The following is a 20,386-nucleotide window of genomic DNA, read 5'->3' as shown; positions in this document are numbered from 1 at the left end:
ACGGCGGTCCAGGCGCTCAGCTCCCCCGCCCGTCGCCGTCGTCCGGATCGTCCGACGTCGAAGCCTCGCTCGACATGGCCGACGTGCGCGCCGCACCAGGGTCCTCAGCGGCCGGCGCCCGGCTCGAGCCTCCCGAGGTGCGCGCCTCGTGCAGCCGCTTCGCGCGCGCCCGCAGGCGCTGGCGGGTGATGACGAAGACGACGAGCACCACGATGACCGGCACGGCGATGTCGGCCACCCAGCCCGGGATGTCGACGGGCAGATCCAACTCCGGTATCCATCCCAACAGCCGCTCGCGCAGCCAGGCCAGGCCGTCGCGGACGGGCCGGAGGAGGTTCGAGAGAAATTCCTGCACCGGGCCCAGGATCCGGTCCCGAAGCTCCACCAGAGGCCGCAGCAGATCGGCGATCCACTCCCGGATCGGCGCGATGAAGGCGGCGATCGCGTCGGTCACGGGCTGGATGCGGGCAAGGATCCATTCGATCGCCGGTCGGAGGAACCCGCTGAACAGCGCCCCGATCCCGAGCAGCGGCAGCAGGAATCCGGCGGCCTTGGCCAGTGCCGCGAGCAGGGCGTAGCGCGTGGGATGGGCGGTGCGCCGACGATCGCGGGCGGCCGACGGGCTGCCCTCCTCGGGCGCGAGCGGGATCCGCTGGAGACCGCTGCGGACGTCGACCTCCCCGGCGCCGCCCAGGCCGGCGGTGCGCACGGCGAGCACCTCGGCGTCGGCGAGCTCACCGTCCTTGCCCGGGCGGCGCACCGTGGCGTAGGTGACGGTGAAGTTCTCCTCCAGTCGGAACGCCAGGCCGTCATCCTGCGGGTTCCCTTCGGAGGCGGCCTTCTGCTCGGCCTTGGGGTCGTGCTCGACGCCGTCGATGGTGACCGTGAAGGAGGTGTCGAGGAAGCGGTGCCGCACACGGACCTGATAGTCATGACCGTCGGCCCGGCCGCTGTAGTCGACGTCGGCCGCGAACCGCGTCGGTTCCTGCGCGGCCGGAGCCTCGGCTTCCGGACGGCTCGCGGTATCGGCGAGGCTCTCGGGCTCGGAATGGGCGGCAGGTTCGGCATGAGTCTCGGGCTCGGAATGGGCGGCAGGTTCGGCGAGACTCTCGGGTTCGGATCGGGCCGCGGACTCGGGGTGGCGACCGCTGCGGGGCTCGGGCATGGTTCCACGGTGCCCACCTGCCGCGGCCGGCACATCGTCCGCGCGGCGACGTTTCAGGCCGCCCCCATCAGCCGACCGGCGGAGGCCACTCGAGGCATAAGCGCTCCTTGTGTGATGCCGTAGGCAAAGTATTGATCCGAACCCCTCACGCGCGTAGCGTCTTCGGCTGTGAATACTTCAACCTCCTCCCCCGCCGGCGAGGCGCCCCCCACGCGCTCTCGCAATCCGCTGCGCGCGATCACGCGGATCCCCTTCGGCTGGCAGGTCCTCATCGGCCTCGTCCTCGGCGTGGTCCTCGGGCTGGTCGCCGCGCAGATCGGTCCCGTGCCCGGCGCGGGCGAAGATGGCGGTGACGGCCCGAACTGGCTGACCACGACCCTCGAGACCATCGGCTCGATCTTCGTGACGCTGCTGAAGGCCCTGGTCCCGCCGCTGATCTTCCTCGCGATCGTCACCTCCATCGCGAACCTGCGCAACGTCACCAACGCCGCCCGACTGGCGTGGAAGACGCTGCTGTGGTTCGCGATCACCTCCATGATCGCCGTGCTGATCGGCATCGGCCTGGGCGCCCTGACCACGCCCGGTGCGAACTCCGGCGTCTCCGCGGACGCCGCCGAGGCCTCCTCCACCCAGGGCACCTGGCTCGACTTCCTCACCGGCCTGGTCCCGGCCAACTTCCTGGGCATCGAGGGCAGCGTGGGCGACGACGGCTCGGTCTCGCTCGGCTTCAACGCCCTGCAGATCCTGGTCATCTCCATCGCCGTCGGCATCGCGGTGCTCTCCGTGGGCGAGAGGGCCGAGCCGTTCCTGCGGTTCACCGGCTCCGCGCTGGAGATCGTGCAGAAGATGCTGTGGTGGGTCATCCGCCTCGCCCCGATCGGCACCGTGGGCCTGCTCGGCAACGCGGTGGCCAGCTACGGCTGGGAGGCCATCGGCCAGCTCGGCGTGTTCACGGCCGACATCTACATCGGCCTGCTGCTGGTGCTGCTGGTCGTCTACCCGGTGCTGCTGAAGGTCAACGGCCTCAGCGTCGCCTCCTTCTTCCGCGGCGTGTGGCCGGCGACCTCGCTCGGCTTCGTCTCCCGCAGCTCGCTGGGCACCATGCCGATGACCCAGACCGTCACCGAGCGCATGGGCGTCCCGCGCCACTACGCCTCCTTCGCGGTCCCGCTGGGCTCGACCACCAAGATGGACGGCTGCGCCGCGATCTACCCGGCCCTGGCCGCGATCTTCGTGGCGAACTTCTACGGCGTCTCCCTCGGCGTCACGGATTACCTGCTGATCGTGCTGGTCTCCGTGCTGGGCTCGGCGGCCACCGCGGGCATGACCGGCGCGACCGTCATGCTCACGCTGACGCTGTCCACGCTGGGCCTGCCGCTGGAGGGCGTGGGCCTGCTGCTCGCCGTCGACCCGATCCTCGACATGGGCCGCACCGCGTTGAACGTGACCGGCCAGTCACTGGTGCCGGTGATCGTCTCCCGCCGCGAGCGGATCCTGGACCACGAGACCTACGACGCCGCGCGCCGCACCTCGTTCCAGGCCATCCAGGCTGAGCAGGCCGAGGAAGCACGAGCGGCCGCGGCCGCCCACGCCGAGGCCACCGAGCCGGGCGCCCCGGCCGATGACGCGATCATCGACCCCGACGCCCGGGAAAAGCAGGCCACCTCGGTCTGACCCCTGGCGGAGGCACCGCTGAGCGGGGCTCCGGAGTGCAGAGTGCGGCGCATGTGCGCCCCTCGGCATTCCGGGGCCCCGCTTCTGCGTCCATGGACGCCTGGTGGCCATCACGTCCGACCTCTGACATCCAGGTGGCGCAGTACGGATCACCGGTCCGGCTGGTCTGATCCGTCGGCACCGACCCGACGGGCCGGAGCGGCGGCGCGCAGCACCATCCAGGCCACCGCGAGCCACAGCGCCCACGAGGCCACGTCCAGCAGCCACCCGAGGCCCGGGCCGACGGGTCCCAGCACGTTCTGCTCGATCCCGACACGGAGGCTGTTGAGCAGCCCGTGGCCGATGACGGCCGCCCAGACGGTCCCGGAGATCTCTCGCAGCGCCGACAGCAGCGGCGCGACGGCGACGATCGTGCCCAGATAGGCGATCGCCTCCCGCGGAGAGAACCCGAAGGCGACCACGATCGGCAGATGCCACACGGCCCACATCACCCCGATGCTCAGCGACATCGCCCAGAAGCCGAGCGGCGCGAGCTCTCGGTGCAGCCAGCCTCGCCAGCCGGCCTCCTCGCCGATCGCGAACACGGCCTGCATGACGAAGACGGCCGGGACCGCTGCCACGAGGCCGGCCAGCGGCGGGCCGTCGGCCATCGGCGGAGCCCCCGCACCGAACCCGATCAGCACACGGGCCAGCGGTACCACGGTGAAGGCCGCGACGGCAGCGAGGGCGGCGATGCCCAGCGCCCTCCAGGAGGGCACGGCCAGCGCGAGCGAGCGCCACCACGCCTCTCCGCGCCGGCGGACCAGGAGGGCGGCGATCAGCGGGAAGAGCTGGGCCAATGGCACGACGACGCCGACGGCGGCCTCCGGCAGCACTCCGATGGCGAACGGGATCGAGAGGGCGACGGTAGCGGCAGTGGCCACGGCCATGAACAGGGCGACGCGTCCGTAGTCGGGACGAGCATCGGAGGCGGACGCGGACGCGGAGAGCGCCGGGGGCACGGCGGGATTCGAGGACATCGTGCGCTCCTGAGGGACGGTGCGCGGCGCCGGGTGCGATTCCGCGTCGGGCTCCACCGTAGGAATCCGGCACCGGCGCCGGATACGGGGCTCCCCGCCGCATCGGGTGGAGGACATCCCCCACGACGAGAGCAGTGGTGCCCTGGGAACTGCCGCCGGGTCGGCCTCGCGCGCACCGGCTGGCCAGAGGGCATGAAGGACCCCTCGCGCACCTGCCAGAGCCCGCCTGCCCTTGCTGCCGTCAAGCCCTGGGGGAGTTCAGCGAGGTGACACCGCACGAGGGGTCGCATACGAGTGTAGCGGCTCCTCCCGGGCGACTTCGAACCGGTGTGCGCCATGCCGCTTCCCTGACAGTTTGATCACGACCCGGCAACGCGGAGCTGAATACGGGCTCGACGCCGAGACGGTCGGGTAGGTTTCCTCCAGCGCGCGGCCGTGTCCCCGGTCACGCACCTCCGGTGTCGACGTCGCCACCGCTTCCTCAATGCCTCAGGAGGGCTGACATGACTTTCGCCGACGTGGTCGGGATGCTGAATGGGGTGGTCTGGGCTCTGCCCTTGGTCATCCTGTTGCTGCTGGCCGGCCTCTACTTCACCCTGCGCACCGTGTTCCTGCAGATCCGGTGCATCCCGGATATGGTCTCGCAGCTGAAGAAGGGCGAGTCCTCCCCCGACGGCACGTCCTCCTTCCAGTCCCTCATGATGTCCCTCGCCGGCCGCGTGGGTATGGGCAACATTGGCGGCGTCGCCACGGCGATCGCCCTCGGCGGCCCCGGTGCCGTGTTCTGGATGTGGGTGATCGCGCTGCTCGGCGCCGCGACCTCCTTCATCGAGTGCACCCTGGGCCAGATCTACAAGGAGAAGGACCTCGACACCGGCGAGTACCGAGGTGGCCCGGCCTATTACATCGAGAAGGCGTACAAGCACACCGCCGCCGCTCCCGTCTTCAAGGTCTACGCGGCCGTGTTCGCGGTGCTCACCATCATCGCCATGTGCTTCTTCCTGCCGGGCGTGCAGGGCAACGGCGTCTCCTCGGCCGTCTTCGAGGCCTGGAACATCCCGCACTGGATGACCGCCGTGGGCCTGATCATTCTGCTGGCCTTCATCATCATCGGCGGCGTCAAGCGCATCGCGCACTTCGCGATGATCGTGGTGCCGATCATGGCGGTCCTTTACATCATCCTGGCGCTGGTGGTGTTCTTCGTGAACTTCGACCAGATCGGCCACGTCTTCGGCACTATCTTCTCCAGCGCCTTCGGCATGAACGCGGCCTTCGGCGCGATCGTGGGCAAGGCCATCGAGATGGGCGTCAAGCGCGGCCTGTACTCCAACGAGGCCGGCCAGGGCACGGGCCCGCACGCGGCGGCAGCCGCCGAGGTCTCCCACCCCGCCAAGCAGGGCTTCGCGCAGTCCTTCGCGGTCTACGTCGACACCCTGTTCGTGTGCACCGCCACCGCGTTCCTGATCATCTCGACGAACATGTACCAGGTGTTCGCGCTCGACGAGGAGACGGTGCTGTACCAGGGCGCCATCCCCGAGGGCACCGACTACGGCCCCGAGTACGCGCAGAACGGTTTCGAGACCGTCTTCCAGGGCCTCGGGCCGACGTTCGTGGCGATCGCCCTGTTCTTCTTCGCCTTCACCACGATCGTGGCCTACTACTACATGGCCGAGGTCAACCTGACCTACCTCAACCGCTTCATCCCCAGCCGCACCGTGCGCCGCGTGCTGATCCGTTGCCTGCAGGCGCTGATCCTGGTCTCGGTGGTCTACGGCTCGGTCGCCACCACCGGTGACGCCTGGGCGCTCGGGGACGTCGGCGTGGGCCTGATGGCATGGCTGAACGTCGTCGCGATCCTCATCATGCAGGGACCGGCGCTGAAGGCCCTGAAGGACTACCAGCAGCAGAAGAAGCAGGGGCTGGATCCCCAGTTCGACCCGCGCAACGTCGGCATCCGCAACGCCGAGTTCTGGGAGCTGCGGGCCGACGGGCTGATCACACCCGGCGCGACCGGCGAGGAGATCGCGGGCCGCACCAAGGGCCCGGAGACCCGCCCGCTCTGAGAGCCCACACTGCGGTGAACCGACGCCTCTGAACCGGCGCGGCACGAGCTCCACACAGAGACGACGGCTCGGCCCCACATCGGGGCCGAGCCGTCGTCGTCTTCCGGGCGATGAGCCCAGGTGAGGTATCTCAGGCGAGGCGCTGCGCCGGGGAGACCGTCTTGGCGGGGTCCATCTCGGGGATGTCGCCGAGGACCTCGTCGATGCGGGCCTTGACGTCCGCATCGAGGGTGACGCCGGCGGCCTTGACGTTCTCGGTGACCTGCTCGGGCCGCGAGGCGCCGATGATGGCACCGGCGACGTTGTCGTTGGAGAGCACCCAGGCCACGGCGAGCTGCGCCGGGGTCAGGCCCTGCTCCTCGGCGATCGGCAGCAGGCCCTGGACCGCCTCGAGCACCGGGTCGTTCAGGAAGCGCTTGATCATGTCCGCGCCGCCCTTCTCGTCCCGCGCCCGCGAACCCTCCGGCGGCTCCGCGCCCGGCTTGTACTTACCGGTCAGGATGCCCTGCGCGATCGGGGACCACACGATCTGGGAGACGCCGAGCTCGCGCGAGGTGGGCACCACGCGCTCCTCGATCACGCGCCACAGCATCGAGTACTGCGGCTGGTTCGAGATCAGCTGGATGCCGAGCTCGCGGGCCAGCTGGAGGCCGGCGCGGATCTGATCCGCGTTCCACTCGGAGACGCCGATGTAGAGGGCCTTGCCGGAGTGGACCACGTCGGCGAAGGCCTGCATGGTCTCCTCCAGCGGCGTCGCGTAGTCGTAGCGATGAGCCTGGTAGAGGTCGACGTAATCCGTCTGCAGCCGTTGCAGCGACCCGTCGATGGACTCGAGGATGTGCTTGCGCGACAGGCCGGTGTCGTTGTGCCCCTTGGGGCCGGTGGGGAAGTAGACCTTGGTGAAGATCTCCAGCGACTCGCGCCGCTCCCCCTTGAGTGCCTCGCCGAGCACGACCTCCGCCGCGGTGTTGGCGTAGGTGTCGGCGGTGTCGAAGGTGCTGATGCCGGCGTCGAGGGCGGCCTGCACGCACGCGCGGGCGCGGTCGTCCTCGACCTGGGAGGCGTGGGTCAGCCAGTTGCCGTAGATGATTTCGCTGATCTTGAGGCCGCTGCGGCCGAGATGACGATGTTCCATACCTCCCAGCCTACGTCGCAGCGGCCGATCAGGCAGGGGTGTTCACCCGGGCTCCTGCTCGCCCCGGATCGCGACCTGGCGCTGGGCGAGCAGGCGCAGAGTGGCCAGCATCGGCTCGGTCATGACGGTGCCGACGATGACTCGGCGCACCGCGTCGTCCGCCCCGGTCGGCACGGACGCCACATCGATCCGGGCGACCTGCTCGACGGCGTCGGCGTAGTCGTCAAGCATGGCCTCGTCCACCTCGATCCCTGCCGCGCCGCACGCCTCCCAGGCCCGCTCGAGCCGTTCCAGGAGCGGATCGGCCGGGTCGGCGGACCAGCCGCGGCGCGAGGCCCACCGCCGCGCGTGCCCGTCAAGCCCGGCGGGATCAGCGCGGCCCTCTGCTCGCTCGTGATCCTGATCGGTCGCGGCCGCCCGTCCTCGCTCCGCTTCCGCGTGGGCGGCTCCGCTGCCCACGAGAGCGTTGTGCGCGGTGGCCAGGACGTGGTGGCGCTGCGGATCCGGCGCGTCGATCGCGACGACGACCCGGCGCACGGCCGCGATGCCCAGCCCACCCGCGTCGGTCAGTGCCCGCACCAGGCGGATCCGCTCGACGTGGGACTCGTCGTACTCGGCGGTGGTGCGGGAGGTCTGACGGCCCGGGGCCAGCAAGCCCTCTCGCAGGTAGTACTTGATGGTGCCGACGGGCACGCCGGTCCGTTCCGCGAGGGCGGAGATCCTCATCGTGTCACCTTCTGTCGTGCTTCCTCGGGCCCAGACACGGAAACCCCTTGACGTGGGGACGGGTCCGGCACACTCTTAGAAAGTAGCACTTTCTAATCTCGCGAGGAGCGCGCCATGGCCCGTCAGCCGGACTCTGTCACACCTACCCGCCCGCCGAACCTCACCCATGCCCCGATCGGCGGGGTCGTGGTGTTCAACATCGGCATGACCATTCACAAGCCGTGGCGACCGGACCTCTGGCTGCCGGTCGCCGCGGAGATGCCCCGGATGCTCGCCGAGCTCCAGCGCAACCGCGCCGCCTCCGAGCGGGGCGAGGCCGAGGACCTGGGGTTCCTCAGCGCCGAGAACCTGCTGGGACCGAAGGGGCCGTGGGTGGTGCAGTACTGGAAGAGCGTCGAGCACCTCTACCAGTACGCGCGGATGACCTCCCGCGCCCACATGCCGGCGTGGAAGCGGTTCAACGCGGCGGCTCGGAAGAATCCCGGAGCCGTCGGGATCTGGCACGAGGCCTTCGAGGTTCCCGCCTCGGGAATCGAGACCTTCTACGGCAACGGCGCCGAGGTGGGCCTGGCCAAGGCCGCCGGCTCGGCGCCGCTGGCCTCGCGCGGGCGCACCGCCCGCGAGCGGCTGGGCCGGGCGTGAGCCACCTTCCGGGCACACTTCCTGGGCACGCCGCCTCGGGCGCTGAGGAACTGCCGGGCGAGCAGGCGGCTGACGCACGGATTCTCGAGCAGGAGCGCCTCCTCGCGCCATGCGCAGCCGGCTCAGCGGGTCATGCGCCGCCGGAGCGTCGCCACCCCGTTGCCCGCCAGGTCGTCGAGGTAGGCCGGGCGACCGGCCATGACCATGACGAGAGCGAGCAGTGGACCGCGCACCGCCGGCAGCTCGGGCGGATTGTGCGCGAAGGACGCATCGGTCGCCCGGAGGTGGAGCCCGCTCACCTGCGACCGGCTCCTGACGGTGTAGTCGCGGGAGGCGAAGAACGTCGCGACCGCCAGCGCTGAATCCTGCTCCGGTGTCCGCTCCAGTCCGAGCGGCCGACGGATATCTTGGGCATGCACGATGACCTCGCCGAGCCAGGGGACGGTCCGTCGGGTCGCCGGGCGCATCGCCTCCCCGTGGCGGGACCCGATCGCGGCGAACCGGCTCAGCGTCTCCTCCGGAGTCGGTCCGGCGAAGCGGCTGATTCGGCGACGGTTGTAGACGTCGGCGCGCAGACCGGCCCGCAGCATGTGCGCGGCCCAGCAGGCCCATCCCCCGGTCAGCACAGCCCCGAGATGGGCCACCACGTCGTGGACCGTCCACCCCGCGCACAGCGACCCCTGCGCCCACTGCTCCCGCGACAGCGCCTGCAGGTCCTCGGTGAGGGCTGCATGTTCGCGCGCGAGCACGTCGTCGCGTCGGCGGTCCACGGGGCCGGTTCCTCTCATGCCCCGATGAACTGCGGGGCGAGCAGACGGCTGACACCCGGGATGCTGAGGGTGCGCCGCGCGACCTGCTGGACGCGCAGCTGCAGGCCGTTGGCCGGGATGAACGAGGCGGCGCTGCGACGCCCGGCGCGCTGGGCCCGTTCGACGACCGGACGCCACCGCCGCTCATAGTCGCGCAGGCCCACCTCGACGTGCGGCCCTGCCGCGCGCAGGGAGCGGGCGAGCGCCTCCGCGCCGGCGACGGCGAGCGATGTCCCCTGGCCCGCGAGCAGCGAGACCGCATGGGCGGCATCCCCGGCCAGGACCACCCGGCCGCGGCTCCACGTCGGGGCGGCCGATTGGGCGACCAGGTCGTCGTAGAACGACGCTGGTGCTTGCTCCAGCGCCGTATCCACCAGCGGGTGGAGCCCGGAGAACTCCGCGCGCAGACGCGAGGGATCCGGTTCCGGTCGCTCCGTGAGGCGTCGGTCGACGCGCTGGGCGCACAGGACGCCGATCCGGCCCGCGCCTGCGGCGTACATCCCGCCGATCCGCTGGAAGGTGTCGGTCATCAGGGCATGGTTCCCGAGTTCGTCGGCGAGCTCCGGGGCCTCGAGGAGGTAGCTGGCCGCCCGGTACCCCATCGGCACGATCTCGCCGTGGCCGGGGGCGACATGCTCACGGAACGGGGAGCGCACGCCGTCGCAGGCGACGACGAGGTCGGATTCGAGGGTGGCTCCGTCGGCGGTCTCCACCACGGCGCGGGCCGGATCCATGGCGCCGCTGAGGGCCGCGTCGCGGACTGCGACGGCGCGCTGCCCGTAGCGGACGTCCACGGAGGCCGGGAGCTGCGCGAGCAGGCCCAGCTCCACCTCCGGCCGCAGGATTGAGAAGTAGCGGCCGTCGGCCGCCTCGACCAGGGGGCCGACGTCGATGGTCCCGCTCGGGGTGCCGTCGGGCCGGGCGAAGCGCACCCCGTCGAAGACGTTCCCGCGGGAACGCAGTTCCTCGAGGATGCCCATCCGCTCGGCGGCGAGGAAACCAGGACCGAAGAAGTCGATCATGTACCCGCCGCCGCGCGGCCCCGGGGAGGCCTCCAGCACGGTGACGTCGTGGTCCGGGGCGAGCTCGTGGGCGAGGGCGAGGCCGCTGACCCCGCCGCCGATGATCGTGACCTCCATGGTCTCGAACCTACTCCGCCGGTCGCTGCCGGCGAAGCGGTTCCGCCGACACGGGCTCATTGCCCACGCAGGCAGGCATCTCCGCCTCGGGGCGCTGAGCGCTGAACGGTACCGGGAGATGCCAGTGTATCGAGGGAGACCGTCCTGGCAGCCTCTGGAACCGCCGAGCACGTCAGGCGTATGCGCGCTCCAGCCAGCCCTTCCAGGCCTGCTGGGCGGCCTCCCGATCCACGTCCTCGGTGTAGAGGTAGTGACCGACGGCGACGGGAAGTCCCATCGCCGCTCTGCCGTGGAAGCGGTAGAGACCGTCGGCGGCGCGCAGGCCGATGAAATCCTCCCCCGGGCGGGCGTAGTCCACTTCACCCTCGAGCCGCGGAAGGCCCTCCGGGGTCAGCGTCAACTGCTGACCGACCTCGACGGGCCCGTCCACGCCGAGGGCCCGCTCGAGCTGCGTCCATGCCTCGGGGCTCGAGGAGGAGGCGGGCCCTTCGGCGACGACGAAGGCCGCAGGACGGTCGGCGAAGTGCTTGAGGTACTCGGCCAGGGTGTGGAAGTACATGTCCCACCCCTGCGCGGTCATCTCGCCGAAGTCGAACTCGGCGTCCCAGTCGTCCCCGAGGTAGCCGCTGTGGACGAACCGCAGGGTGGTGGTGCTGCCGTCGCGGGCCTCGACGATGTACTCGAAGGCGTGGAACGCGCCGTTCTCCGCCTCGGGGGTGCGCAAGGCGAAGCGCTCCGGCTCCTGGATCTCCACGTCCATCCCGTCCTGGGAGGCATACGGATCGGGGGACCAGGCGGCCTGCCCCTCGGGGGTGGCGATCGCTCGCCAGACCTGCTCCGGCGTCGCCTCCAGGACGACCTCCTTGCGGACCTCGAACTCCTTGGACATGGCTGTTCTCCTCATTGGTGGGTGGTAAGCGGTGCGTCAGTGGATGGGCGGGGCACTACGGTCGGCAGGCACGGCGGGGTGCGTCGCCACGACGAGGCGGTAGAGCTTCCCCTCTCCCCCACCCTCCGCAGGCTTTTCGCGGTGGTACTTGGCGACGAGGTCGGTGATCGTGGTCGTCAGCTCCTCGGTGAAGGCGGCACGATCCGCGGCCGAGGCGAAGCGGATCTCCCCGTCCATCGCGCAGGTCGCCACCGGCCTGTTCGCCCTCTGCGACCCCGTCAGCAGCGTGCCCACATCCCGCACGAGACGGGACGAGAGTGCCAGCAGCCAGCGGGCCGAGAGCCGGTCCGGCGAGCGTGCCGGATCCGGCTGCATGTCCCCCAGCGCGCCGGGAGAGATCACGTACGAGGCGGCCGATGCCTGGAGCACCCGTTCGGTGAAGTTGCCTCGCCGGCGCTCCTCGACGAGCTCGACCAGGCCGTGTTGCTCAAGCACGCGCAGGTGATAGTTGACCTTCTGCCGCGGCATCCCGAGCCGGGCGGCGAGCGTCGAGGCGGAGCCGGGCTCGCTCAGCGCCGCCAGCATCCGCCCCCGCAGCGGGTCCAGCGAGGCCTCCGCCGCGGCGGCATCGTCGATCGTCTCCACATCGTGCATGACCCTAGACTCCGCCCGACAAATTAATTTGTCAAGGCCCGTCGTCCCGTCGCGCTCCGAAAGGTTCCCCCTGGATGGAACCTTTCGGAGCGCGGCGCCCGAGCCGGCCGACAAGCCGCCTGAGACGAACCGCCGATGCGTGCTCCCGCGGTCAGCCGGCCGGGGTGGCGTCGGGGTCCACGGCGGAGATCTCACCGGTCACGGCGGTCGAGACCTCCAGCAGCGACTCCTCCTCATCCGGGTCCACGCCGGCGGCGAACTGCGACCAGTAGAGGCGGTGGTAGGCGCCCTCGGCCTCGAGCAGCTGCTCGTGGGAGCCCTGCTCGACGATGTCGCCGTGCTCCATCACCAGGATCACGTCGGCGTCGCGGATGGTGGAGAGGCGGTGGGCGATCACGAAGCTGGTGCGGTCGGTGCGCAGTGCAGCCATCGCCTCCTGGACGAGGACCTCGGTGCGGGTATCGACCGAGGAGGTGGCCTCGTCGAGGATCAGCAGGGCGGGGTCGGCGAGGAAGGCGCGGGCGATGGTGATCAGCTGGCGCTCCCCGGCGGAGATGTTCGCGCCCTCGTCCTCGATCGCCGTCTCGTAGCCGTCGGGCAGGGTGCGCACGAAGCGGTCCACGAACGTGGCGGTCGCCGCGGCGATCACCTCGTCGTCGGTGGCGTCGAGCCGGCCGTAGCGGATGTTGTCCATGATGGTCCCGCCGAACAGCACCGCGTCCTGCAGCACCATGCCGATCTGGCTGCGCACGGCCCCGCGGTCCAGGGCGCGGATGTCCACCCCGTCCAGCCGGATCTGGCCGGCGTCGATCTCGTAGAACCGCATGATCAGGTTGACCAGGGTGGTCTTGCCGGCGCCGGTGGGGCCGACGATGGCGACGGTCTGGCCGGGCTCGGCGGTCAGCGAGAGGTCGGTGATCAGCGGGGCGTCCGGAGTGTAGGAGAAGGCGACGTGGTCGAACTCGACGTGGCCGCGGGTGGGGGCGGCCAGCTCGGCGCGCTCGATGCGCTGGGTGGCGGGTTCGCCGTCGGGCCCGGTGACGGTGGTGGTGATCTCCCCGTCGGCCTCCTGCTCCTCGGCGTCCAGCAGCTCGAAGATCCGCTCGGCGGAGGCGACGCCGGAGATCAGCATGTTGGCCATGCCGGCCACCTCGCCCAGCGGCGCGTTGAACTCGCGCGAGTACTGGATGAAGGCGGTGACCTGGCCCAGCGACATCTGGCCGGCAGCGATCCGCAGCCCGCCCACCACGGCAATGCCCACGTAGCCGAGGTAGGTCACCCACTGCATGATCGGCATGATCATCCCGGAGTAGAACTGCGCCTTGAACGACGCCTCCCACAGCTCCTCGTTGCGGGTGTCGAACTGCTCGCGCATGCTGTCCTGCCGGTCGAAGACGGTGACCAGGTCGTGCCCGGTGAAGGATTCCTCGACGTGGCCGTTCAGCCGTCCGGTGTGGCGCCACTGCGCGGTGAACAGCTTCTGGGACTTCGAGCCGATGAAGCCGATGACCACCCCGGAGATCGGCAGGGCCACCAGGGCGATGAGCGCCAGCTGCCAGGACAGCCAGAACATCATCGCGGTGATGCCGATGATGGTCAGCACGGCGTACACGAGCGAGGCGAAGGCCTGCTGCAGGGCCTGCTGGACGTTGTCGACGTCGTTCGTGGTGCGCGAAAGCAGGTCGCCGCGCTGGCGGGTGTCGAAGTAGCTCAGCGGCAGCCGGTTGACCTTGACCTCGATCCGCTGGCGCAGCCGGTAGACGATCCGCATGACGATGTCGTTCAGCAGCCGGCCCTGCAGCCAGTCGAACACCGAGGCGATGACGTACATGCCGATCACGATCAGCAGCAGCCGGCCCAGCTGCGGGAAGTCCACTCCCCCGTCGCCGAAGGCGCCGTCGGCGATGACGTCCATCGCGTTGCCGAGAATGGTGGGCGCCCACACGCTGAGGCCGGTGGAGATGAGCCCGAAGACGAGCACCACGGTCAGGGCCAGCTTGTGATCGCTGAACGTGCCGACCAGGCGCAGGGTCGAGGGCCAGAAGGCCTTGGCCTTGCGGGGCGCGGACTCGCCCCACTCGCTGCTGACGGAGTCCTGGAGCTCCAGGATCTCGTCCTCGGTCAGCTCCGAGCCGACGGCGGCGGTGCTCGAGGCGACGGCGCCGGGGGCGTTCTGGGGGGCCGACGGGGAGCTGGACACCGGCGGCTCGCTGTTCGCGGTCCGGCTCTCCTCGACCTGGCCCTCATCCTCCGGCCGGTCCTGGTTCTCGGGGCTCATGCCGGCTCCTCCGCGGTGATCTGGGAGTCGACGATCTCCCGGTAGGTCTGCGAGCTCTCCAGCAGCTCGTCATGGGTGCCGCGGCCGACGATCCGGCCCTGCTCGAGCACGAGGATCTGGTCGGCGCCGGTGATGGTGGAGATGCGCTGGGCGACGATGATCGTGGTCGCGCCCCGGGTGCGCTCGGCCAGCCCTTCGCGCACCTTGGCGTCGGTGGTGACGTCGAGGGCGGAGAAGGAATCGTCGAAGACGTACACCCGCGGCTGGGCGACCAGGGTGCGGGCGATGCACAGCCGCTGGCGCTGGCCGCCGGAGACGTTGGTGCCGCCCTGGGAGACGGCGGAGTCCAGTCCGGTGCGGGCCTGCTCGCCCTCCCCCGTCGTCCGGGCGGCGACGAAGTCGGTGGCCTGCGCGGTCTCCAGGGTGTGCCAGAGCTCGGCGTCGGTGGCGTCAGGGTCGCCGAAGCGCAGGTTGTGGCCGATGGTCCCGGAGAACAGGTACGGCTTCTGGGGGACGAGGCCGACGGTCCGAGAGATGGTCGCGCGCGAGAGGTCGGTGACCGGGACGCCGTCGAGCAGCACCTGACCGGTGGTGGCGTCGTGCAGCCGGGGGATCAGATTGACCAGCGTGGTCTTGCCGGATCCGGTGGAACCGATGATCGCCGTGGTGCGACCGGCCTCGGCGGTGAAGCTGACGCCGTCGACGACGGGAGCGTCTGCCCCTGGGTAGGAGAAGGTGACGTCGCGGAACTCGACGGTGGCGCCGCCGCCGCGGGCCGGCAGCTTGACCGGCTCGGTGGGCTCGGCGAGGGTGGGGACGGTGTCGAGGACCTCGGCGATGCGGCGCCCGCTGATGATCGCGCGCGGGAACATCATGAACATGAAGGTGCCCATCATGACCGCCATGAGGATCTGCAGCAGGTACTGCATGAACGCGGTCAGCGAGCCGACGTCGACCAGGCCGTCGGCGACCCGGTGACCGCCGAACCAGAGCACGGCGGCGGTGGCCAGGTGCAGCACCACGGTGATGGCGGGGCCCATGATCACGAACAGCCGGCCGATCCGCACCGAGGTGTCGGTCAGGGTGGCGTTGGCGTCGGTGAAGCGCTGAGTCTCGTGGTCCTCGCGGACGAAGGCGCGTACGACGCGGATGCCCATGATCTGCTCACGCATCACGCCGTTGATCGAGTCGATGTTGGCCTGCATGCGCTGGAACAGCGGCATGAGCTCCTTGATCAGCAGGCCCACGATCACCATCAGCACCGGCACCGCGACCCAGACCAGCCAGGACAGCCCCGGGTCCTCCTGGATCGCCATGATGATGCCGCCGATGGACATGATCGGCACCATGACCATGAAGTTCAGGGTCATCAGCACCAGCATCTGGACCTGCTGGACGTCGTTGGTGCCGCGGGTGATGAGGGTGGGCGCCCCGAAGCGGCCCATCTCCTCGGTGGAGAAGCGGTCGACCCGGGTGTAGATCGAGCGGCGGATGTCGCGGCCCATGCCCATGGCGACGCGGGCACCGAACCAGACCGACGCGATCGCGGTGACCAGCTGGATCATCGCCACGCCGAGCATGACGCCGCCGACGCGCCAGATGTAGTCGGTGTCCCCCGTCGCCACGCCCTGATCGATGATGTCGGCGTTGAGGCTGGGCAGGTACAGCGTGGCCAGGATCGTGGCCAGCTGCAGGATCACCACGGCGATCACGTGGGGCACGTAGGGACGGAGGTGGCGCCTGATCAGCGTCCAGAGCATGGAAGACCTTCGAAGTTCGTCGGGGATCGTCGCGGCGGCATCACCGGATGACCGTATCGGCGGGGGCGGACAGATCGTGACCGGCCGGAACGTCGACCGGCCGCGGAAGACTCGTGACCGTGGGGAGGCCTCTCCCTGCCCGGTCGAGCGGGTCCTGACCGGACGAGCGGGAGGAGAAGACAGCGGCCCGACTCATCCTGCCCCATCGACCCTGGGATCGACATGGGGTTTTCCCCATGATCCGCGAACCGCCCCGCACACTCTCGAGCCACGGTCCGCGATCGCCGGGAGGCGGCCCCGCGTGGACCGGACCGTGGACCAGACTGGGGCCATGGAGACCTCGCTCGACCCTCGCCGCCGTGCCGCATCCAGGTGGTGGCACGGAACCGTCGCAGCAGTCGTCCTCGTCGCGCTCCTCATCCAGTTCGCGCTGGTCCTCACCGGCGGTCAGGACGCGAACTCGGGCGACAGCGGCGAGCAGGCGGGCCTGGCGGTGCGGCTGGGGCGCTTCTTCAGCTACTTCACCGTCGAGAGCAACATCGTGGTCGTGGTCGTCTCCGCGCTGCTGGCGATCGATCCGCTGCGGCGCGGCGCGTGGTGGGAGGTCGCCCGGCTCTACTCGTTGCTGGCGATCACCATCACCGGTGTGGTCTTCGCTCTGGTGCTCGCTCCGCAGCTGGAGTTGGAGGGCTGGTCGAGCGTGGCGTCGTTCGGCCTGCACACGGTCTCGCCGGTGCTGACCGTGGTGGGCTGGCTGGTCTTCGGCCCTCGTCGCCGGTTCCGCTGGTCGACGGTCGCGGGCGCGTTCGCGGTGGCCGCGGTGTGGCTGCTCTACATCTTCGGCCAGGGCAGCATCACGCACTGGTACCCGTACCCGTTCCTGGACGCGGCCCATCTCGGCATCATTCCGGCCGTGGTCAACGCGCTGCTCGTGGTGGCGGTGGCGGCGCTGCTGGCCGTGGTGATCCGCGCCGTCGACAGGGCCGTGCCGGCGATGCTCCGGGAGAACGGGCCGAATGCGGCGGACTCAGGCACAGCAGCCTCCAGCGGCTCCCTGAACAGCCATGGCTGACCTGGGTGCGTGAGGGAATCGCCGCGGGGGCTCTTTCGGCGCGAGCCCTCCAACCGCGCGGGCCCGGCAACCACGCGCCTCCGCCGAGCGCGCGACACCCGCAGCTCAGCGAGCCGCGCCCCGCAGCTCCTCCAGCAGATCCTGCACGCGGGCGTCGATGTCGTCGCGCACCAGGCGCATGCGCTCGATGCCGTCGATGCCGCGCTCGGAGGGTTCGTCGGTGCGCCAGGTGGTGATGGTGCCGCGCATCCCGGGCACCGGTTCGACCACGGCCTCGTCCCCGAGCACGATGACGCGATCGACGCGGGCCAGGAGCTCGGGATCGATCGGCTTAGGATTGCCTGCCGACATATCGGCCCCGGCTTCGGCGATGACCTCTGCCGAGAGCGCGTTGATGCCGCTGCCGGGCTTCGTGCCGGCGGAGTGGACCTCGACCTCGCCGTCGGCGCGGGCATCCATGAGGGCGGCGGCCATCTGCGACTTGCCGCCGTTCTTGACGCAGACGAACAGGACGGAGGGCGTCGCCCCGGCGGGCGTCGACCCCGAGGTGGCGGCCGTCGAGCTCGCTTCCGTGGGCGTCGGGTCGGAACTGTGCTGGCTCATGCGGAGACCTCTCGAGCGGTGCGGGCGGGGACGGTGGGGTCGTCGGGGAACAGGTGCCTGCCCGCCCACAGCGAGGCGTAGACGAGGGCGACCAGCACCGGGACCTCGATCAGCGGACCCACGACGCCGGCCAGGGCCTGCCCGGAGCTGACGCCGAAGGTGCCGATGGCGACGGCGATGGCGAGCTCGAAGTTGTTGCCGGAGGCCGTGAACGCGACGGTGGTCGAGCGGGCGTAGTCCATGCCGACGGCGCGGCTGAGCAGCAGGGACCCTGCGAACATCACGACGAAGTAGGCCAGCAGCGGCAGCGCGATGCGCGCGACGTCCAGCGGGGCGGAGAGGATCGCGTCGCCCTGCAGCGTGAACAGCAGCACGATCGTGAACAGGAGGCCGTACAGCGCGAACGGGCCGATGCGCGGCAGGAAGCGGTTCTCGTACCAGTGGCGTCCCTTGGCGCGCTCACCGAGCACGCGGGTGAGGAAGCCCGCGAGAAGGGGGATCCCGAGGAACACGAGCACGCTGAGCACGATCGCCCCGACGGAGAACTCGGCCGACGTGGTGGCCAGGCCCAGCCAGGAGGGCAGCACCTGGAGGTAGAACCATCCCAGCGCCCCGAAGGCGATCACCTGGAAGATGGAGTTGACCGCGACCAGCACCGCCGCGGCCTCCCGGTCCCCGCAGGCGAGGTCGTTCCAGATCAGCACCATGGCGATGCAACGGGCGAGGCCGACGATGATCAAGCCGGTGCGGTACTCGGGCAGGTCGGCCAGGAAGATCCAGGCCAGCGCGAACATCAGCGCCGGCCCGAGCAGCCAGTTCAGCACCAGCGAGGTGACCATCAGCCTGCGGTCCGCGCCGATGCGCCGGGTCTGGTCGTAGCGGACCTTGGCGAGGACGGGGTACATCATCACCAGCAGGCCGATGGCGATGGGCAGGGAGACACCGGCGATGCTCACGGATTCCAGCGCCGGGCCGATGCCGGGGACCAGGCGCCCCAGGGCCAGGCCGCCCACCATCGCCAGCAGGATCCACGCCGGCAGCCACCGGTCGAGAAACGACATCTCCCGGGCCACACCGGACGGTGCGGCGGGGGCGGTGGTCGTCGTCATGGGCGGCCTACCTGTTCCTATAGACGGTCATCGATGAGTAGAGTAGCCTTCACATAGATGACCGTCAATGTCAGACGGTGCACGCCGACCCCCACGCCCCCGTCTCGAGTCAGGTGAAACCATGAGTTCCACGACCGCACGCGATCCGGTCGACCTCTCGTGGCCGCAGTCGGCCGCCTCGGCCGATGATGAGTGCCGCTCGCCGGCGGGCGCGGACGACTGCTGCTCACTGGCCACCGGCCCGATCGAGGCCGACGACGCCGAGCGGCTCTCGGCACGCCTGAAGGCGCTCTCGGATCCCACGCGCCTGCAGCTGCTCTCGCACGTCGCCGCGGGCGGCTGCCAGAGCGTCTGTGTCTGTGACCTCGGCGAGGGCCTGGGCATCTCGCAGCCCACCGTCAGCCACCACATGAAGAAGCTCGTCGAAGCCGGTCTGCTGACCCGGGAGCAGAGGGGCCGCTGGGCTCACTACGCCGTCGTGCCGTCGGCCTTCGCCGAGCTGCGCGCCTTCCTCGACCTCTCCTGACCCGCGCCCCGCACTCCGCCACGATCCCCTTCAGCCACGTCTGCGTCACCAGGAGCATCCATGAGCGATCGTCCCAGTGTCCTGTTCGTCTGCGTTCACAACGCCGGCCGCTCCCAGATGGCCGCTGGCTGGCTGCGCCACCTCGCGGGAGAGAAGGTCGAGGTCCGCTCCGCCGGGTCCGAGCCCGCGGACTCGATCAATCCCGCCGCCGTCCAGGCGATGGCCGAGGAGGGCATAGACATCTCCGCGGGCCGGCCCACGATCCTCACCCCGGACACGGTCCAGCAGTCCGACGTCGTGATCACCATGGGCTGCGGCGACGCGTGCCCCATCTTCCCCGGCAAGCGCTACGAGGATTGGGAGCTGCCCGATCCCGCCGGCCAGGGCCTCGAGGCCGTGCGCCCGATCCGCGACGACATCCGGGCCCGCGTCGAGCAGCTCATCGCGAGCCTCGAGGTCTGACCCGGGTTCACCGCTCGATGGTCGACCAGCACGTCGTCGGCACTCGCCTTCGTCAGCCGGCGGGGGTTGTGACCGGGCCGTGGCTCCAGCGGCCGTCCTCGCGGCGGTAGCCGACCCGGGTGTGGTTGCGGTCGTGCCGCGACTGGGTGAACTCGACCAGGTGCGGTTGCAGCGCGTAGACCTGCCACTCGGGATTCGGGCGCCCGTCGGAGGTCGGCCGGGTGAGCCAGTCGGCCTGTGACACGTCCTCCCCGAGGGCGACCACGTCACCGATGATCTGCACCTGCCGGCCGGACTCGCGCCAGAAGAACGTCATCGCGGCCCGCGGGTTCTGCTCCAGCTGCCGGGCTTTGCGGGAGGTGTTCCGGGTCGAGACGTGGTATCCGTTCTCGTCGACGTCCTTGAGGATCAGGGTGCGGCCGACGGGAGTGCCGTCGGCCAGGACCGTCTGGAACGTCATCGCGTGCGGCTGGCGGACACCGCTGGCGATCGCGTCGTCCAGCCACGACAGGAACAGCTCGTCCGGATCATCCGGGACGTTCTCGGGGTCGAGGACCGGCATCTCGTCCGGGAAGGCGGGCAGTGCGCGGAGGCGGTCGGCGAGGTCACTCATGGCGTCATCCTGCCATCGGCCATGGACTCACTGCAGCCACCGCGGTTC

19 protein-coding genes and 1 other RNA gene are annotated in these 20,386 nt (G+C 70.3%); 6 read left to right on the top strand and 14 right to left on the bottom strand.

The genetic code is table 11. The annotated features are described in order from the left end of the window. Positions 1 to 16 precede the first annotated feature (16 nt). Positions 17 to 1,165, bottom strand: a complete 1,149-nt coding sequence (locus tag AC5020_RS00525; protein ID WP_464986784.1) for a hypothetical protein — start codon at positions 1,163 to 1,165, stop codon at positions 17 to 19. 168 nt (positions 1,166 to 1,333) lie between these two features. On the opposite strand from AC5020_RS00525, the gene AC5020_RS00520 reads away from it, so the two are divergent. Further along, positions 1,334 to 2,839 carry a dicarboxylate/amino acid:cation symporter gene (locus AC5020_RS00520; RefSeq protein WP_464986783.1) on the top strand — a complete coding sequence of 502 codons (1,506 nt, stop codon included), beginning with the start codon at positions 1,334 to 1,336 and terminating at the stop codon, positions 2,837 to 2,839. Positions 2,840 to 2,988: 149 nt separating this feature from the next. On the opposite strand, the gene AC5020_RS00515 is transcribed toward AC5020_RS00520, so the two are convergent. Then, entirely contained in the window at positions 2,989 to 3,858 is an 870-nt protein-coding gene (locus AC5020_RS00515) for a CPBP family glutamic-type intramembrane protease (RefSeq protein WP_464986782.1), read from the bottom strand. A 192-nt stretch (positions 3,859 to 4,050) separates the two neighbouring features. Continuing rightward, an RNA gene (gene ffs / locus AC5020_RS00510) (signal recognition particle sRNA small type) lies at positions 4,051 to 4,147 on the bottom strand. 214 nt (positions 4,148 to 4,361) lie between these two features. Between ffs and AC5020_RS00505 the strand changes: the two genes are divergently transcribed. Continuing rightward, positions 4,362 to 5,921: an alanine/glycine:cation symporter family protein gene (locus tag AC5020_RS00505; protein ID WP_464986781.1), complete on the top strand. Its 1,560-nt coding sequence runs from the start codon at positions 4,362 to 4,364 to the stop codon at positions 5,919 to 5,921. A gap of 130 nt (positions 5,922 to 6,051) precedes the next feature. On the opposite strand, the gene AC5020_RS00500 is transcribed toward AC5020_RS00505, so the two are convergent. Continuing rightward, on the bottom strand, positions 6,052 to 7,056 hold the full coding sequence (locus AC5020_RS00500; protein WP_464986780.1) for an aldo/keto reductase family protein: 1,005 nt from the start codon (positions 7,054 to 7,056) through the stop codon (positions 6,052 to 6,054). 42 nt (positions 7,057 to 7,098) lie between these two features. Beyond that, positions 7,099 to 7,782 carry a MerR family transcriptional regulator gene (locus tag AC5020_RS00495; RefSeq protein ID WP_464986779.1) on the bottom strand — a complete coding sequence of 228 codons (684 nt, stop codon included), beginning with the start codon at positions 7,780 to 7,782 and terminating at the stop codon, positions 7,099 to 7,101. A gap of 114 nt (positions 7,783 to 7,896) precedes the next feature. On the opposite strand from AC5020_RS00495, the gene AC5020_RS00490 reads away from it, so the two are divergent. After that, positions 7,897 to 8,424, top strand: a complete 528-nt coding sequence (locus AC5020_RS00490; protein ID WP_464986778.1) for a DUF4188 domain-containing protein — start codon at positions 7,897 to 7,899, stop codon at positions 8,422 to 8,424. A 122-nt stretch (positions 8,425 to 8,546) separates the two neighbouring features. Here the strand turns inward: AC5020_RS00490 and AC5020_RS00485 are convergent, their stop codons facing one another. From AC5020_RS00485 to AC5020_RS00460, 6 genes are all read right to left on the bottom strand, one after another. After that, positions 8,547 to 9,194 (bottom strand): maleylpyruvate isomerase family mycothiol-dependent enzyme, encoded by a 648-nt coding sequence (locus AC5020_RS00485; protein WP_464986777.1) that lies wholly within the window; start codon positions 9,192 to 9,194, stop codon positions 8,547 to 8,549. 14 nt (positions 9,195 to 9,208) lie between these two features. Continuing rightward, positions 9,209 to 10,372, bottom strand: coding sequence for an FAD-dependent monooxygenase (locus AC5020_RS00480; RefSeq protein WP_377018548.1), 1,164 nt, complete (start codon positions 10,370 to 10,372; stop codon positions 9,209 to 9,211). 172 nt (positions 10,373 to 10,544) lie between these two features. Next, complete coding sequence (locus AC5020_RS00475) at positions 10,545 to 11,261, bottom strand: SRPBCC family protein (protein WP_464986776.1); 717 nt, start codon at positions 11,259 to 11,261, stop codon at positions 10,545 to 10,547. Between the two features lie 36 nt (positions 11,262 to 11,297). Next, complete coding sequence (locus AC5020_RS00470) at positions 11,298 to 11,915, bottom strand: ArsR/SmtB family transcription factor (RefSeq protein ID WP_464986775.1); 618 nt, start codon at positions 11,913 to 11,915, stop codon at positions 11,298 to 11,300. Positions 11,916 to 12,066: 151 nt separating this feature from the next. Further along, complete coding sequence (locus AC5020_RS00465; protein WP_464986774.1) at positions 12,067 to 14,193, bottom strand: ABC transporter ATP-binding protein; 2,127 nt, start codon at positions 14,191 to 14,193, stop codon at positions 12,067 to 12,069. Next, positions 14,190 to 15,953: an ABC transporter ATP-binding protein gene (locus AC5020_RS00460; RefSeq protein WP_464986773.1), complete on the bottom strand. Its 1,764-nt coding sequence runs from the start codon at positions 15,951 to 15,953 to the stop codon at positions 14,190 to 14,192. The genes AC5020_RS00465 and AC5020_RS00460 overlap by 4 nt, the downstream gene beginning before the upstream one ends. A gap of 331 nt (positions 15,954 to 16,284) precedes the next feature. On the opposite strand from AC5020_RS00460, the gene AC5020_RS00455 reads away from it, so the two are divergent. After that, positions 16,285 to 17,025: a Pr6Pr family membrane protein gene (locus tag AC5020_RS00455; protein WP_464986772.1), complete on the top strand. Its 741-nt coding sequence runs from the start codon at positions 16,285 to 16,287 to the stop codon at positions 17,023 to 17,025. A gap of 105 nt (positions 17,026 to 17,130) precedes the next feature. Here AC5020_RS00455 and AC5020_RS00450 read toward each other — a convergent pair whose 3' ends face one another. Together AC5020_RS00450 and arsB are read right to left on the bottom strand one after the other, a co-directional pair. Continuing rightward, positions 17,131 to 17,628 carry an arsenate-mycothiol transferase ArsC gene (locus AC5020_RS00450; protein WP_464986771.1) on the bottom strand — a complete coding sequence of 166 codons (498 nt, stop codon included), beginning with the start codon at positions 17,626 to 17,628 and terminating at the stop codon, positions 17,131 to 17,133. Continuing rightward, entirely contained in the window at positions 17,625 to 18,737 is a 1,113-nt protein-coding gene (gene arsB / locus AC5020_RS00445; protein WP_377018540.1) for an ACR3 family arsenite efflux transporter, read from the bottom strand. Before arsB ends, AC5020_RS00450 begins: the two co-directional genes overlap by 4 nt. A 121-nt stretch (positions 18,738 to 18,858) precedes the next feature. Here arsB and AC5020_RS00440 point away from each other — a divergent pair, with 121 nt between their 5' ends. Both AC5020_RS00440 and AC5020_RS00435 read left to right on the top strand, forming a co-directional pair. Beyond that, positions 18,859 to 19,263, top strand: a complete 405-nt coding sequence (locus AC5020_RS00440) for an ArsR/SmtB family transcription factor (RefSeq protein WP_377018538.1) — start codon at positions 18,859 to 18,861, stop codon at positions 19,261 to 19,263. Positions 19,264 to 19,323: 60 nt separating this feature from the next. Continuing rightward, the gene (locus AC5020_RS00435; RefSeq protein WP_377018537.1) at positions 19,324 to 19,725 is read left to right on the top strand and encodes an arsenate reductase ArsC; all 402 of its coding nucleotides are present in this window, start codon (positions 19,324 to 19,326) and stop codon (positions 19,723 to 19,725) included. A gap of 52 nt (positions 19,726 to 19,777) precedes the next feature. Here AC5020_RS00435 and AC5020_RS00430 read toward each other — a convergent pair whose 3' ends face one another. After that, positions 19,778 to 20,338 (bottom strand): pyridoxine/pyridoxamine 5'-phosphate oxidase, encoded by a 561-nt coding sequence (locus tag AC5020_RS00430; RefSeq protein ID WP_464986770.1) that lies wholly within the window; start codon positions 20,336 to 20,338, stop codon positions 19,778 to 19,780. Between the last annotated feature and the right edge of the window lie 48 nt (positions 20,339 to 20,386).

The sequence above is a fragment of the Brachybacterium sp. SYSU DS0246 genome, from assembly GCF_059391765.1.
The sequence above is the reverse complement of the archived record's forward strand: the minus strand, read 5'-3'. Positions and strand labels throughout refer to the sequence as shown.